We start from the raw sequence: 14099 nt of genomic DNA on the forward strand, positions 1-14099 counted from the left end.
AATCAAGACTTCTTTCTAGCGTTGTTTGCTTTGAAATCGCCAAACAAAGCGTTTTTCTAAATAAATAGGGTAACTTAATAACAACCAAGCTAAACCAAGACAAAAACCACCTAAGATATCGCTAGGGAAATGGACACCTAAATAGATTCGACTAACCCCAATCATGAAAATCCCAATACCTAGTAAAATTTGCACACAAAGGCGGACCGTTTTATTTTTAATGAAAATTGGCAGAATCAATAAAATAGTGCCGTAGAACAAGGTGCTTCCTACAGCATGTCCGCTAGGAAAACTATACGTATGTTCAGTTACTAAATGCTCCAAAGTAGGACGTTGGCGCATAAAGAATAATTTTAATAAAGAATTACCTACGCCAGCAATTAAGGCAGTATTAATAAAGAGCCATAATGCTTCAGCATAATATTTCCAAACAATAAACAGAGCAATGACAACGATTGCTAAGATGATAATCGTCAATGAATTGGCAAATTTGGTGTACCAAATAAAAAAGTTATTTAGCTGTGGAAAAGGACGACGAACAAAAGAAGTAATCGTTTGATCAAAGCCTTTGAGCCAGGTTGGATAAAAACGAACAACATAGCCTAAAAACATAAATACTAAAAGAAAACAACTACCTGCAAATTGATAATAAAGTTTGTTTTTCATAAAAAATCCTTTCAAAATTTAATCGCAACAATCCGTATTATACCATCAAAAGGGTAAAAAATTAAAAGATAATTTCATTGCCTGATTAGAGGGGATACAGATATTAAAAAAGTTCTGGCAGCACAATCTCTCATTGTGGTGCTAGAACTTTTTTAAATGGCGCATGTTTATTGATTATCATCATCAGGAGTATCAAAGGTAATATCGCCGAATTCGCTAGAAAGGTTAAACTCTGTATCCGCACGACCATTCTTATAAGATGTTCGCTCTTTGTTTAAAAGTTGAACATCGCCTAATTTTGATTCCCCTTTGATTGAAATGTTACGCAAAATTTCTCCAGAATTTACATAAATATCTCCATGGACAAGAGCAACAGTTAATTTTTTAGGCACAGCTGGCATGTCTAAAGAAAAATCACCATTTTCACTTGAAAAGTTAGCTTCTCCTTTGAAATCATAGACGCTAATATCGCCATCTGTCGTTGTTGCTTGGATGTTTCCGCGAGCATTTTGCACTCGAATATCACCAGAAATAGTCGTATTTTTGATTTCATCGAAATAGGCTGAATCCAACGTTATATCGCCGTCAGTGGTTTCAACTGTTGCTTTTTTAGCGGAAGTATCCGCTGAAAGGTAGATACCATCTGAAGAGTTAAGCGTCATTTTTTTGGCTTTAACACCCGATAGACTAACATAAGAATTTGGTAGATTAGTTGTTAATTCGTCTACGTTAAAAGCATTCAATGAAACTGGTGAATGGGTTGAGCCATCAATTACTAACTTTTTCACATTATTAGGAATCTGGACACTCACGTTCGGTGTGAAGTCACTAAAAATACCAATATTAAAGAATGACAATTCGGGTTGGTTTTGTGTGCGAGTGGTATTGATGGTTGCTGTTATTTTATTTTTTTCTTCTTTGACATTTAAGGTGCCTTCAGCTTTTGAATAAAAGGCATTATTCGGTGATCGTAACCCCATTTTGTTACTATCAGTTTTATAAATGGTATAAGGGCCTTTGCCTTTTAAGGATAAGTGAAGTTCTTCGCCTGCTTGTTTATTTTTTAGTGTATAACTTTCTTTTAGCGGTGTGACTGATTTTTCCGCTTGCTTGTAATAATAGACGGCGCCAGATCCACCAATTAGCATCGCTAAGACAGCAATGGATAAGAGAATCCCTGTTGTTTTTTTCATTAGATATCACCTCGTAAAACAGCAATGTTCCATTGGAAATAACGCTTAAAGACATGTGCTGAAAATTTTAAAATTGGTAGAAACAGTAACCAACCAATGATTGATGCACCAAATAAAAAGAGACTCATAGATAATTGGAAAAAGGAAGCGGCATTTGCTTGGGTAATAACACTATAAATACCATAAATTGGTGAAAATAAAGTTGCAGCTCCGGCAATGCCACAACCGACGTACATTAAGGCAATCCCTAAAATAACCCAAAACATGAAGAAAAAATTTAAACAGAAAATACCAAGCACTTGGAAAAATCGGGTTAGCGGCCGATGCTGTGGTCGTTGATAGTATGGAGAATCATTATCATAGTAAAATTCAGATTCTTCTTCATAGGGATGATCATAAGCAGGTGTAGCCGCTGGAATTTCTTGCCAGCCATTATTTTCAATTTTTCGTTCCGTCAATTCGATGCCTTGTTCTTTTAAAATTTCTTCTGCGATAACCCGTGGTTTCCCCAATGATTTTGCCACTTGTTCTTCTGTTTCGCCTTCCGCAACACGAGCATCAAATAACGCCTTGTATTTCGCAAGAATAATAGCTTGATCTTTTGGATTTAATGCTTTTAAATAAATTTTCAGCTCAATAATAAAATGTTCTTTATTCATTCCGCTCCCTCTTTCTACACGATTCATTTCTCATCTTAAACTATAATTTCTTTTTGGGCGAATAACAAGAGAAATTAAAAAAATCAGACTAAGGTAAAGAAGCGTCTACAACTAAAGTCGCAGTTTTTTTCCGAGTAGTAACAAGAGAGTAAATCCGTGTTAAAAAACATTACTTCTTTACAATCTAGTTACAGTAATATGAAATTTTGTTGAAGTGTTTTTAATTCGCCAGAAAAAAAGGTATACTTGTTATAATAACAAAACTAAAAAATTACATTTACATATAAGTTAAAAAAGGAAAGTTGGGGACGTATCAATGAAGAAAGAATCAATGTCACGTATCGAAAGAAGGAAAGCACAACAAAGAAAGAAAACGCCAGTACAATGGAAGAAGAGCACTACTTTATTCAGCTCGGCGTTAATTGTTTCATCTGTAGGAACGCCCGTTGCGTTACTACCAGTGACTGCTGAGGCAACAGAAGAGCAGCCAACAAATGCGGAAGTTGCCCAAGCACCTACTACGGAAACTGGCTTAGTAGAGACACCAACAACAGAAACTACGCCAGGAACTACGGAACAACCGACAACGGATTCGTCAACAACGACTGAATCGACAACTGAATCATCAAAAGAAACACCAACAACACCAAGTACCGAGCAACCAACAGCTGATTCAACTACACCTGTGGAATCAGGAACGACTGATTCTTCAGTAGCAGAAATTACGCCAGTAGCTCCTTCAGCAACCGAGTCTGAAGCAGCGCCTGCGGTTACACCCGATGATGAAGTAAAAGTACCAGAAGCTAGAGTAGCTTCTGCGCAAACTTTTTCAGCGTTATCACCGACGCAAAGTCCTTCAGAATTTATTGCCGAGTTAGCTCGTTGTGCACAACCTATTGCGCAAGCCAATGATTTATATGCATCAGTGATGATGGCTCAAGCAATCGTTGAAAGTGGTTGGGGAGCAAGTACGCTATCTAAGGCACCAAACTATAACTTATTTGGGATTAAAGGCAGCTACAATGGACAATCTGTCTATATGGATACATGGGAATATTTAAACGGCAAATGGTTAGTGAAAAAAGAACCTTTCCGTAAATATCCTTCTTACATGGAATCATTCCAAGATAATGCGCACGTGCTAAAAACAACTTCTTTCCAAGCGGGCGTTTACTATTATGCTGGGGCTTGGAAAAGCAATACAAGCTCGTACCGCGATGCAACTGCTTGGTTAACAGGTCGTTATGCGACAGATCCTAGCTACAATGCTAAATTAAATAATGTCATTACCGCATATAACTTAACTCAATATGATACACCATCTTCTGGTGGAAATACTGGGGGCGGAATAGTTAATCCAGGAACAGGCGGCTCGAACAATCAATCAGGAACGAACACGTACTATACTGTAAAATCAGGAGATACCTTGAATAAAATTGCCGCGCAATATGGTGTGAGCGTTGCTAATTTACGCTCATGGAACGGCATCTCTGGCGATTTAATTTTCGTTGGTCAAAAACTTATCGTGAAAAAAGGTGCTTCAGGTAACACTGGTGGCTCAGGCAGCGGTGGTTCTAACAATAATCAATCAGGAACGAACACGTACTATACTGTAAAATCAGGGGATACCTTGAATAAAATTGCCGCCCAATATGGCGTGAGCGTTGCTAATTTACGCTCATGGAATGGCATCTCTGGCGATTTAATTTTCGTTGGTCAAAAACTCATCGTGAAAAAAGGTGCTTCAGGTAACACTGGTGGCTCAAACAACGGTGGCTCTAACAATAATCAATCAGGAACGAATACGTACTACACAATTAAATCAGGCGATACCTTGAACAAAATTGCCGCCCAATATGGCGTGAGTGTTGCTAATTTACGCTCATGGAATGGCATTTCTGGCGATTTAATCTTCGCTGGTCAAAAAATTATTGTGAAAAAAGGTACTTCAGGTAACACCGGTGGCTCAAGCAACGGTAGTTCTAACAATAATCAATCAGGAACGAATACGTACTACACGATTAAATCAGGCGATACCTTGAACAAAATTTCTGCACAATTCGGTGTTAGTGTGGCTAACTTACAAGCCTGGAATAACATCAGCGGTAGTTTGATTTTTGCTGGTCAAAAGATTATCGTGAAAAAAGGCGCCAACTCAGGTTCAACGAATACGAACAAGCCTACGAATAATGGTGGCGGTGCGACAACATCCTACACGATTAAATCAGGTGATACGCTGAATAAAATTTCTGCACAGTTTGGCGTGAGTGTTGCTAATCTACGTTCATGGAACGGGATCAAAGGCGATTTAATTTTTGCTGGTCAAACAATCATCGTGAAAAAAGGCGCTTCTGCAGGTGGCAATGCTTCTTCAACAAATAGTGCATCAGGCAAACGCCATACAGTTAAAAGCGGTGATTCACTTTGGGGCTTATCAATGCAATACGGAATCAGCATCCAAAAAATCAAACAATTAAATGGCTTAAGCGGGGATACAATTTATATTGGTCAAACTTTAAAAGTTGGTTAATTTAAGATTGAAAAAAATAGCTATCTTTGGTAACATGAGTCTTATAATAGAAAAAAACAATGAGAAGGAATAGTAGAAAGAACCATGTGATAGAGAGCGTATGGCTGGTGGAAATACGTACAGAAGCTTTTGAACTCGCCTTTAAGTTACTTTTTTGAACAAACCAAGTAGGAAAAGTCGGTGACGATCGTTAAGACGTTTGAGGTTAAGGTGACGGTGACTGACCGTTTCTTTGACGAATTTAGGTGGTACCACGTTGCATTTGTATGTTCACGTCCTATAGGAATTTTTCCTATAGGACTTTTTTTTATCACTAAGTGGCTAGTTTAAGTCAGAATAGTGACAATGGCTGCAGGTGGCAAATTTTAAGAATGAAAAATTTTATATTACTAGGAGGAATAACATGAGCTACAATCACAAAGAGATTGAGAAAAAATGGCAAAAATATTGGGCTAAGAACAATTGTTTCAATACATTGGACGACCCAAATAAAGAAAAATTTTATGCACTAGATATGTTTCCCTATCCATCTGGACAAGGCTTACACGTAGGTCACCCGGAAGGCTATACAGCAACCGATATTCTTTCACGTATGAAACGTGCGCAAGGCTATAATGTGTTGCATCCAATGGGCTGGGATGCGTTTGGTTTGCCAGCAGAACAATATGCGTTAGACACAGGAAATGACCCAGCTGAATTTACTAAGAAAAATATCGAAACATTCCGTCGCCAAATTAATTCACTAGGATTCAGCTATGATTGGAATCGTGAAATTAATACCACTGATCCTGAATATTACAAATGGACACAATGGATATTTACAAAATTATATGAAAAAGGGTTAGCTTATGAAGCAGAAGTTGCGGTTAACTGGGTACCTGAACTAGGAACTGTTATTTCAAATGAAGAAGTCATTGATGGAAAAAGTGAACGTGGCGGTTATGATGTGGTTCGCCGACCAATGCGTCAATGGATGTTGAAAATTACTGCTTATGCAGATCGCTTATTAGAAGATTTAGAGCTTGTTGATTGGCCAGAAAGTATTAAAGATATGCAACGAAATTGGATTGGACGTTCTGAAGGAGCCAATGTGACCTTTAAAGTCGCTGGTACAGAAGAAAGTTTCACGGTGTTTACAACCCGTCCTGATACCTTGTTCGGTGCAACCTATACTGTTCTAGCTCCTGAACTAGAACTAGTGAAAAAAATTACGACATCTGAACAAACAGCAGCTGTAGAAGCATATATTGAAGAAACCTCAAAAAAATCTGATCTAAATAGAACGGATTTAGCAAAAGAAAAAACAGGTGTTTTCACAGGTGCGTATGCTATAAACCCGGTCAATGGCCAAGAAATTCCAATTTGGATTGGCGATTATGTTTTAGCAAGCTATGGCACAGGCGCAATCATGGCGGTCCCAGCGCATGATGAACGGGATTACGAATTTGCGAAAACATTTGGCATTGATATCCTACCAGTAATCGCAGGTGGCGACATTACAACAGAAGCCTATACAGGGGATGGACCGCATATCAATTCTGATTTCTTAAATGGATTAAACAAAGCAGAAGCCATCGCTAAAATGAATGAGTGGCTAGAAGAAAATCACGTAGGGAAAAAAGAAGTATCTTATCGTTTACGTGACTGGTTATTCTCTCGTCAACGCTACTGGGGTGAACCAATTCCTGTGATCCATTGGGAAGATGGAACAACCACAACGGTTCCTGAATCTGAGTTACCTCTACGTTTACCAGTAACATCGGATATTCGCCCAAGTGGAACTGGGGAATCGCCATTAGCAAACATTGATGAATGGGTCAATGTCGTCGACCCTGAAACTGGCATGAAGGGAAAACGTGAAACGAATACTATGCCACAATGGGCTGGAAGCTCTTGGTATTACTTACGATTCATTGATCCTCATAATAAAAATGAAATTGCTGATTTTGAAAAATTAAAACGTTGGTTACCAGTTGACATCTATATTGGTGGTGCCGAACATGCGGTGCTGCATTTACTTTATGCTCGTTTTTGGCATAAATTCTTATATGATATTGGTGTGGTTCCTACCAAAGAACCTTTCCAAAAATTATACAACCAAGGTATGATTTTAGGAGAAAACAACGAAAAAATGTCTAAATCACGTGGCAATGTTGTAAATCCCGATGATGTGGTGGCTAAATATGGTGCGGATACGTTACGTCTTTATGAAATGTTCATGGGCCCATTAGATGCTTCCATTGCTTGGAATGAAAATGGCTTAGAAGGAAGTCGTAAATTCTTAGATCGTGTTTGGCGTCTGATTGTTGATGAAGAAGGCAAAATGCGTGACCGAATTACCACAATTAATGATGGCCGTTTAACGAAAGTTTATCACCAAACGGTTAAAAAAGTGACAGAAGATATGGCAAACTTGCACTTTAATACAGCGATTTCTCAATTAATGGTTTTTGTGAATGAAGCCAATAAAGTGGATGCCTTACCTTATGAATATGTGGAAGGATTTGTCCAATTACTTGCACCAATCGCGCCACATATTGGTGAAGAACTATGGCAAATTTTAGGTAACGAGGAAAGTTTAACTTATGTCCCTTGGCCAACCTATGATGAAGCGGCCTTAGTAGAAGATGAAGTGGAAGTAGTTTTCCAAGTGAACGGAAAATTACGTGGCAAACAAAATGTCGCTCGTGGGTTAAGCAAAGAAGAATTAGAACAAATTGCAATGAACCATGAAGCTGTTAAAGAATTTATTGAAGGAAAAACAGTGCGCAAAGTGATTGCTGTTCCAGATAAATTAGTAAATATTGTTGCAAATTAAGTTATATGTTTTTATTAAAAAAAGAGCCGGACGTATCAAAACGTCAGGCTCTTTTTAAGGTTGTTTTGTTTTACCTTTTTGATTCATATGTTCTTTACATGTGATTGTTATAACCGAAAGCAAGGCGATGAAGAGAAAAAAGTAACCGAGCGGCGTACAGAAAAAGGCGGGTTCTTTTAAAAGTCCATCGCTAGATAATGTTGATCCAACTAAAATAGAGATCATAAATAATAAAAGACTAATCAAGCCAAGAAATAAGCTAATACGATATTTTTTCAACTTCAGTTCCTCCTTTAATGAACTATCACTAAGATAAATCAAAAAGGTTAACTTTTTTTTAGGCAACTGTTAAAACTTAGATAAGAAATCTATTTTCTAAGTTTGTCGTTGTTGGTAATTGGTTAAGATCATACGTGAAAAGGGACCGACAATCAGCAATTGATAAGGAAGGGCAACAATAAAGTTCAGGCCCCAAGCTTGGAAATACGCACTTAGTGACAACGTCTGGCCTTCCATTAATAAGCCAAATAAAGACATACAAGTCACCATGCCGATAATCATGAGACTCGAAATGGTCAGAATAAGTAATAGCCGTTTTTCTTTATTAAAGGGTAAAGAAAAAGCGATTTTCTTAGCTAAGACACCAACGATGAAAACGTCTAAAATAAAAGCAACGATAAATCCAGGAAGCAAACCTTTTGATAAGGCGTACAATGAAAATTCTCCATGCAATAATAAATTATAGGTGCTCATTCCGAAAACCATCAGAAAGCACATTAACGTAGTAAAAAGCATTCCTTCTTTTTTATTAGTAGGCATTTTTTTCTCCTTTCATTTATTGAGAGTAATGATTGTTCTAGGCAGAAAAGGACAAATTCTCTCGACTTTTACTAGTGTAGCAAAAATAAAAGTTCTTCATAAGTTAGAATTTGCTAAGAATTTGATTCAAATAAAAAGGTGTACTAAGTCAGCAGTACACCTTTTTATTCGTTATTTAGTTTATTTTTGTGTTATTTGTAACGTCCTCTCCAAACCATTTTTGAGAAATTTTACTAAGGGTGCCATCTTTTCGTAACGTTTCAAAGGCAGTATTGATTTTTTGGACTAATTGATTGTCTGATTTGCGGACGCCCACAGCAAAATCTTCATTGTCATAGCCTACATGAGAAATAGTATAGTTTTTTAAATTATCTTCGTGGGAAAGATAGTAGTTGGCGTAAACGCGATCGATTAGGAGTCCGTCAATTCGACCAGATTTTAAATCTAAGAAAGCTTCATTAAAGCCGTCATATAAAATAGGTGTTTGGTCTTTAACAAATTTTTTCAAAACGTCAGGCTGACTTTCGAAGCCATCATAGCCAGAAGAGCCGTTTTGAACCCCTAAAATTTTGCCTTGCATGTCGCTCGCTGTTGCAATGTTTTTTTCTTTTAAAGAAACAAGTACTTGGTCGTTCGTCATGTAAGGTTGTGTGAATTGAACTTTTTCGGCCCGCTCGCTCGTTTTAGTGTAGCCGTTCCAAATAAGATCAATGGTTTGATTTTGTAATTCTGTTTCTTTCATAGACCAATCAATCGGTTGGAAGTCAACGGAAATGCCATAAAGTTTAAAAACCGCTTTGGCTAAGTCGACATCAAAGCCGACAATTTTGCCTGATTTATCTTGAAAACCCATGGGCACAAAGGAGTCATCTAAGCCAATAATAATCCGTTTTTCTTCGTTAATCCGTGTCCATTGATCTTCGTTGCTTTTTCTTTTACCACAACCTGCAAATAGGAGTAAACTACAACAGATAACCAGCAAGGCTAAAGAATATTTCTTTTTCATCATAAACTCCTTTCTATTGGACGGGGGCAACCGTCAAAAGATTGTCTGCAATTTTTTCAGCGAAAGCCATATCGTGGGTCACGACAATCTGTGTCATGCCTTGTTTCCGTAAATCTAAAATAACTTCTTCCACTTGTTGGCGTAAAGCTGGATCTAGCGCGCTCGTTGGTTCATCGTACCCAAGAACTTTTGGCTTCATTGCTAAGGCACGAGCAAGTGCAACTCGTTGTTTTTGTCCACCGGAAAGTTGGTACGGATAGAGTTTTTCTTTACCAGCCAAGCCCAATTTTTCCAGTAATTCTAAAGCTTCTTGCTGACTTTTTGCTTTTTCTTCTTTTAGTACTAATGTAGGTGCTAAGGTAATGTTTTCTAAAACTGATAAGTGAGGGAAAAGTTGGAAATCCTGGAAAACGACCCCAACCACTTGATCGGCATTGTCCATTTCAGCAGGATTGAAAGGAACACCATCCAACAAAAGCTCACCAGAATCAATGGTTTCTAAACCAGCCAAACAACGAAGTAAAGTGGTTTTTCCACCGCCTGAAGGACCAACAATCGTTAAAATTTTACCCTCTGGAATTTCTAAATTTAAGTGATCAATAATGGTCCGGTTGTCAAAATGTTTGGTTAAATTTTTAATAGTTAACATGGTAGAGTCCTCCTATTTATAATATTGATAGAATTTTTCAATTTTCTTAGAAGCAACAGTCAAAATTGCCGTAAAGAGTAAATAAATCACTCCCACTAAAGCTAATGGCACTAATGTAACATCGCGGCTCATCGCAATTTTACCAGCACGTAAAAGATCGCCTAAGCCAAGGACATAAATAAGAGAAGTATCCTTGACCAAATTGATAATTTCATTTCCTACGGAAGGCAGCACGATTTTAACAACTTGTGGCAAAATAATCCGAGTGACTGTTTGAAAACGTGTTAAACGTAAAACCTTAGCAGCTTCATATTGACCTTGGGGAATTGCTTGAATCCCCCCGCGGAAAATTTCAGCAAAGTACGCAGCATAATTTAAAATAAATGCGAATAAGGCCGCATCGTAACGTTCAAAGACAATACCAATTAATGGTAAGCCGTAAAAAACAAAAATTAATTGTAACAATAGCGGAGTGCCGCGCATTAACCAAATGTAGAGGTTAATTAAGTAACGTAAAGGTTTAAACGAACTTTGTAAAATAAAGGCAATGATAATCCCCAGTGGAATCGAGCCAAGGAGCGTAAAGAAAAAGACTTTCAGTGTCATGCCAGCTCCGCTAACTAAAGCAGGTAAAATTTCTAAAATATAATCCATCATTTTTTCCTCCAACAATTTTTATTAAAAAACAAAAAAGCCTCTTGGCTGTGAGCCAAGAGGACGAATCGCATTCGTGGTGCCACCTCAATTTACTTATCTTTCACAAGATAAGCCTTATGTAGTTGCGTTGACAACTACTCTCTGTTAACGATAGAGTCACCGGTTTTTCTTACTAAAGGATTCAGAAAAACATCTTTTAGGTGTGAGTAAAGAAGAATCCATCTTTTTCTTTCAGCCAATGAAAAAGTCTCTGTAAAGGAAGAGCTAAATTACTATGTCCTAAGCCTTGATTGTAAGTATGAAATTGTTCGAACGGAACAGAAAACCTGTTGCTTTTCTAGCTTAGCCCATTAAGCATATGGAAAAGAGGACAACAGACTTGAGCAGTTGAGGCACTCTTTCAGGTTGAAAAGCGCATCTAAAAAACAAAAAAGTCCTTTGGCTGACTAGCCAAAGGACGAATAATCAATTATCGTGGTTCCACCTTAGTTTATTCGTGTTTCGCAACACGAACCTTATGAAGTTCATAACTTCGCCTGTTAACGAGTGGTCCCGGACTTTCCTACTAAGGGTTCAAAAAGTCAACTCCCAGATGTGGTTCGCTGTTTCTTTACGTCTTTTTCCACCAACCAAAGACTCTCTTCACTAAAGGAAACAGTTACTCTTCTGTTCTCTGTTTTTCAATACTGTACCACCAGAAAAAATATCTGTCAACTCTTATTCTTAAAAAAATATTTTTCTTTCAAAAAGTAAGTGCTGAAAAAGGACAAATGTATGGAAAATCATGTAAAATGTAGGTAAGTTGTTTGAACAGAAGGAGGAGTTTTGGTATGAAACAGAAAAAGTGGTTAATCGGACTTGTTGCACTGGGCTTGGTTTTAGCAGCATGTGGAAGTGGCGGTTCGAAAACGACCTCAAACGAACCAGCTACACAGAAAATTAACGTCGCATCTGGTGGTGAACTCTCGACATTAGACAGCGCTCATTATACAGATGTCTATAGTTCCGATATGATTGGTCAAGTAGTTGAAGGCTTGTATCGACAAGATAAAAACGGAGATCCTGAGCTAGCTATGGCGAAAGCAGAGCCACAAGTTAGTGAAGACGGGTTAGTCTATACATTCAAGTTACGAGAAGCAAAATGGACAAACGGGGATCCAGTTAAAGCAGGGGATTTTGTAGTTGCGTTTAGAAACGTGGTCGATCCAGCGTATGGTTCAAGTAGCAGTAATCAAATGGATATTTTTAAAAATGGGCGTGCGGTGCGGGAAGGACAAGCCACGATGGAAGAATTTGGTGTCAAAGCAATCGATGACCAGACACTAGAACTAACATTGGAAAATCCAATTCCTTATTTAGCCCAAGTCTTGGTTGGGACACCTTTTATGCCTAAAAATGAAGCCTTTGCCAAAGAAAAAGGTACTGCTTATGGGACTTCTGCAGATAATTTTGTTGGCAATGGACCGTTTGTAATTTCAGGTTGGGATGGCAATTCCGAAACTTGGAAATTGAAGAAGAATAATCATTATTGGGATAAAGAACACGTAAAATTGAATGAAATTGATGTTCAAGTAGTGAAAGAAATTGGCACAGGAGCCAATCTTTTTGATAATGGCGACTTAGATTACACTGTTTTAGCAGATACTTATGCACTTCAGTATAAAGAGTCAAAACAAGCGCATTTTGTACCTAAAGCCATGGTGGGTTATTTAAGTCCCAATCATCGCCGTGAAATTACCGGCAACGAACATGTTCGAAAAGCTTTTTTACAAGCGATTGATAAAGAAACTTTTGCAAAAGAAATTTTAGGAGATGGCTCGACAGCTTTAAATGGTTTTGTACCAGCTAATTTTGCAAAAAATCCAGATACAGGTGAAGATTTCCGTAAAGAAAATGGTGATTTATTGCCATATAATATTAAAGAAGCCCAAGCTAACTGGACCAAAGCGAAAGAAGAGTTGGGCAAAGATAAAATTGAATTGGAACTAATCTCAGCGGACTCAGCGATTGCCAAGAAAACCATTGAATTTGTTCAAGGGCAATTGCAACAAAATTTACCAGGTTTAACAATCAAATTAAAATCATTGCCTTTGCAAAATCGTTTGGATTTACAAACAGCAGGTAATTACGATTTAGCCTTTGGAACATGGACACCTGACTATGCTGATCCCATTAATTTTTTAGAATTTTATGATTCAAAAAGTGGCTTAAATACTTCTGGTTATAACGATTCGGCGTATGATGCGGGTCTCCAAAAAGTTAGAAAAGATTACGCCAATGAACCTGAAAAACGCTGGAATGAATTACTAAGTTTAGAAAAAACATTAATTGAAAAAGATGCCGGTGTTTTACCACTATTCCAAGGAGCCATTGGTTACTTGAAATCAGATCGCTTACAAGGTTTGCAAGTATTTTCTTTTGGTCGCACAGTATCCTATCGTTTAGCTTATGTAGAAGAATAAATTGACTTCTGAAAAGTCCTATCTTTTGAAAAAGTCTGCTTTCTGTTTTATCCTTAAAGTAGGAAAATTAACTAAAAAAATCAACTATGAAAGGTAGGTTTTTCAAATGTTTAGCTTTCTATGGGCATTAATTGTCGGAGGAATTATTGGCGCAATTGCTGGCGCAATTTTAGGAAAAGACGTGCCAGGTGGCATTATTGGAAATATTATCGTGGGCTTTTTAGGAAGTTGGGTAGCATCACTCTTGTTGCCTTCTTTAGGACCAGTCATCGGCGGCTTTCCAATTATCTCAGCGTTGCTAGGAGCGATTATCTGTATCGCAATTTACTCTTTTATTGTAAACCGCAAGGCGTAAAATTGTATCAAAATGATATCTTGAAAAGCATCATAAAACTTGTGAAGGTTGATTAAACCATTACTTTTGATGTCTTTTCTCTCATATTTTAAGTCTATGACAAAAATCTCTTTGGATTTTTGTCATAGACTCTTTTTTTTAAAAATATTTATTATGAGAATTTCCTGCGTTAGACTGCTTATTTTTCATTTATTATTCATTTTTGATAAAGGAAGTTTTGTTGGATAAAGTGAATAGCTCAAGGCTCAACAAAAATAAAGAAAAAATTAATATGTTAAGTTTGAG

General features: G+C 37.5%; 12 protein-coding genes and 3 other annotated features. Of the genes, 4 read left to right on the plus strand and 8 right to left on the minus strand.

Going from position 1 to position 14099, the window contains the following annotated elements; genetic code table 11:
• Positions 1–15: 15 nt before the first annotated feature.
• From IGK27_RS02680 to IGK27_RS02690, 3 genes are all read right to left on the minus strand, one after another.
• Positions 16–666, minus strand: a complete 651-nt coding sequence (locus tag IGK27_RS02680; RefSeq protein ID WP_002355669.1) for a phosphatase PAP2 family protein — start codon at positions 664–666, stop codon at positions 16–18.
• Positions 667–833: 167 nt separating this feature from the next.
• On the minus strand, positions 834–1859 hold the full coding sequence (locus IGK27_RS02685; RefSeq protein ID WP_033626533.1) for a DUF4097 family beta strand repeat-containing protein: 1026 nt from the start codon (positions 1857–1859) through the stop codon (positions 834–836).
• On the minus strand, positions 1859–2518 hold the full coding sequence (locus tag IGK27_RS02690; protein ID WP_002381265.1) for a DUF1700 domain-containing protein: 660 nt from the start codon (positions 2516–2518) through the stop codon (positions 1859–1861). The genes IGK27_RS02685 and IGK27_RS02690 overlap by 1 nt, the downstream gene beginning before the upstream one ends.
• A gap of 316 nt (positions 2519–2834) precedes the next feature.
• Here IGK27_RS02690 and IGK27_RS02695 point away from each other — a divergent pair, with 316 nt between their 5' ends.
• Both IGK27_RS02695 and leuS read left to right on the plus strand, forming a co-directional pair.
• Positions 2835–5048, plus strand: coding sequence for an autolysin (locus tag IGK27_RS02695; RefSeq protein ID WP_002396937.1), 2214 nt, complete (start codon positions 2835–2837; stop codon positions 5046–5048).
• A 50-nt stretch (positions 5049–5098) separates the two neighbouring features.
• Positions 5099–5331: a binding site (T-box leader), on the plus strand.
• Positions 5332–5451: 120 nt separating this feature from the next.
• A complete protein-coding gene (leuS, locus tag IGK27_RS02700) occupies positions 5452–7866 on the plus strand; it encodes a leucine--tRNA ligase (protein ID WP_010824437.1) in 2415 nt (804 codons plus the stop codon).
• A 54-nt stretch (positions 7867–7920) separates the two neighbouring features.
• Here the strand turns inward: leuS and IGK27_RS02705 are convergent, their stop codons facing one another.
• From IGK27_RS02705 to IGK27_RS02725, 5 genes are all read right to left on the minus strand, one after another.
• Positions 7921–8145 (minus strand): DUF3955 domain-containing protein, encoded by a 225-nt coding sequence (locus tag IGK27_RS02705; protein ID WP_002383054.1) that lies wholly within the window; start codon positions 8143–8145, stop codon positions 7921–7923.
• Positions 8146–8241: 96 nt separating this feature from the next.
• Positions 8242–8685 (minus strand): hypothetical protein, encoded by a 444-nt coding sequence (locus IGK27_RS02710; RefSeq protein WP_002355676.1) that lies wholly within the window; start codon positions 8683–8685, stop codon positions 8242–8244.
• Between the two features lie 175 nt (positions 8686–8860).
• Entirely contained in the window at positions 8861–9694 is an 834-nt protein-coding gene (locus IGK27_RS02715) for an amino acid ABC transporter substrate-binding protein (protein WP_002355679.1), read from the minus strand.
• A gap of 10 nt (positions 9695–9704) precedes the next feature.
• Positions 9705–10340, minus strand: a complete 636-nt coding sequence (locus IGK27_RS02720; RefSeq protein WP_002355681.1) for an amino acid ABC transporter ATP-binding protein — start codon at positions 10338–10340, stop codon at positions 9705–9707.
• Between the two features lie 12 nt (positions 10341–10352).
• Complete coding sequence (locus tag IGK27_RS02725; RefSeq protein ID WP_002383057.1) at positions 10353–10997, minus strand: amino acid ABC transporter permease; 645 nt, start codon at positions 10995–10997, stop codon at positions 10353–10355.
• A 53-nt stretch (positions 10998–11050) separates the two neighbouring features.
• Positions 11051–11293: a binding site (T-box leader), on the minus strand.
• A gap of 154 nt (positions 11294–11447) precedes the next feature.
• Positions 11448–11680 (minus strand) — a binding site (T-box leader).
• Positions 11681–11827: 147 nt separating this feature from the next.
• On the opposite strand from IGK27_RS02725, the gene IGK27_RS02730 reads away from it, so the two are divergent.
• Positions 11828–13459 (plus strand): peptide ABC transporter substrate-binding protein, encoded by a 1632-nt coding sequence (locus IGK27_RS02730; protein ID WP_002394211.1) that lies wholly within the window; start codon positions 11828–11830, stop codon positions 13457–13459.
• A 106-nt stretch (positions 13460–13565) separates the two neighbouring features.
• Positions 13566–13814, plus strand: coding sequence for a GlsB/YeaQ/YmgE family stress response membrane protein (locus IGK27_RS02735; protein WP_002355684.1), 249 nt, complete (start codon positions 13566–13568; stop codon positions 13812–13814).
• Positions 13815–14099: the final 285 nt, after the last annotated feature.

Source organism: Enterococcus sp. DIV0236 (genome assembly GCF_050558525.1).
GTDB classification, from domain to species: Bacteria; Bacillota; Bacilli; order Lactobacillales; family Enterococcaceae; genus Enterococcus; species Enterococcus faecalis.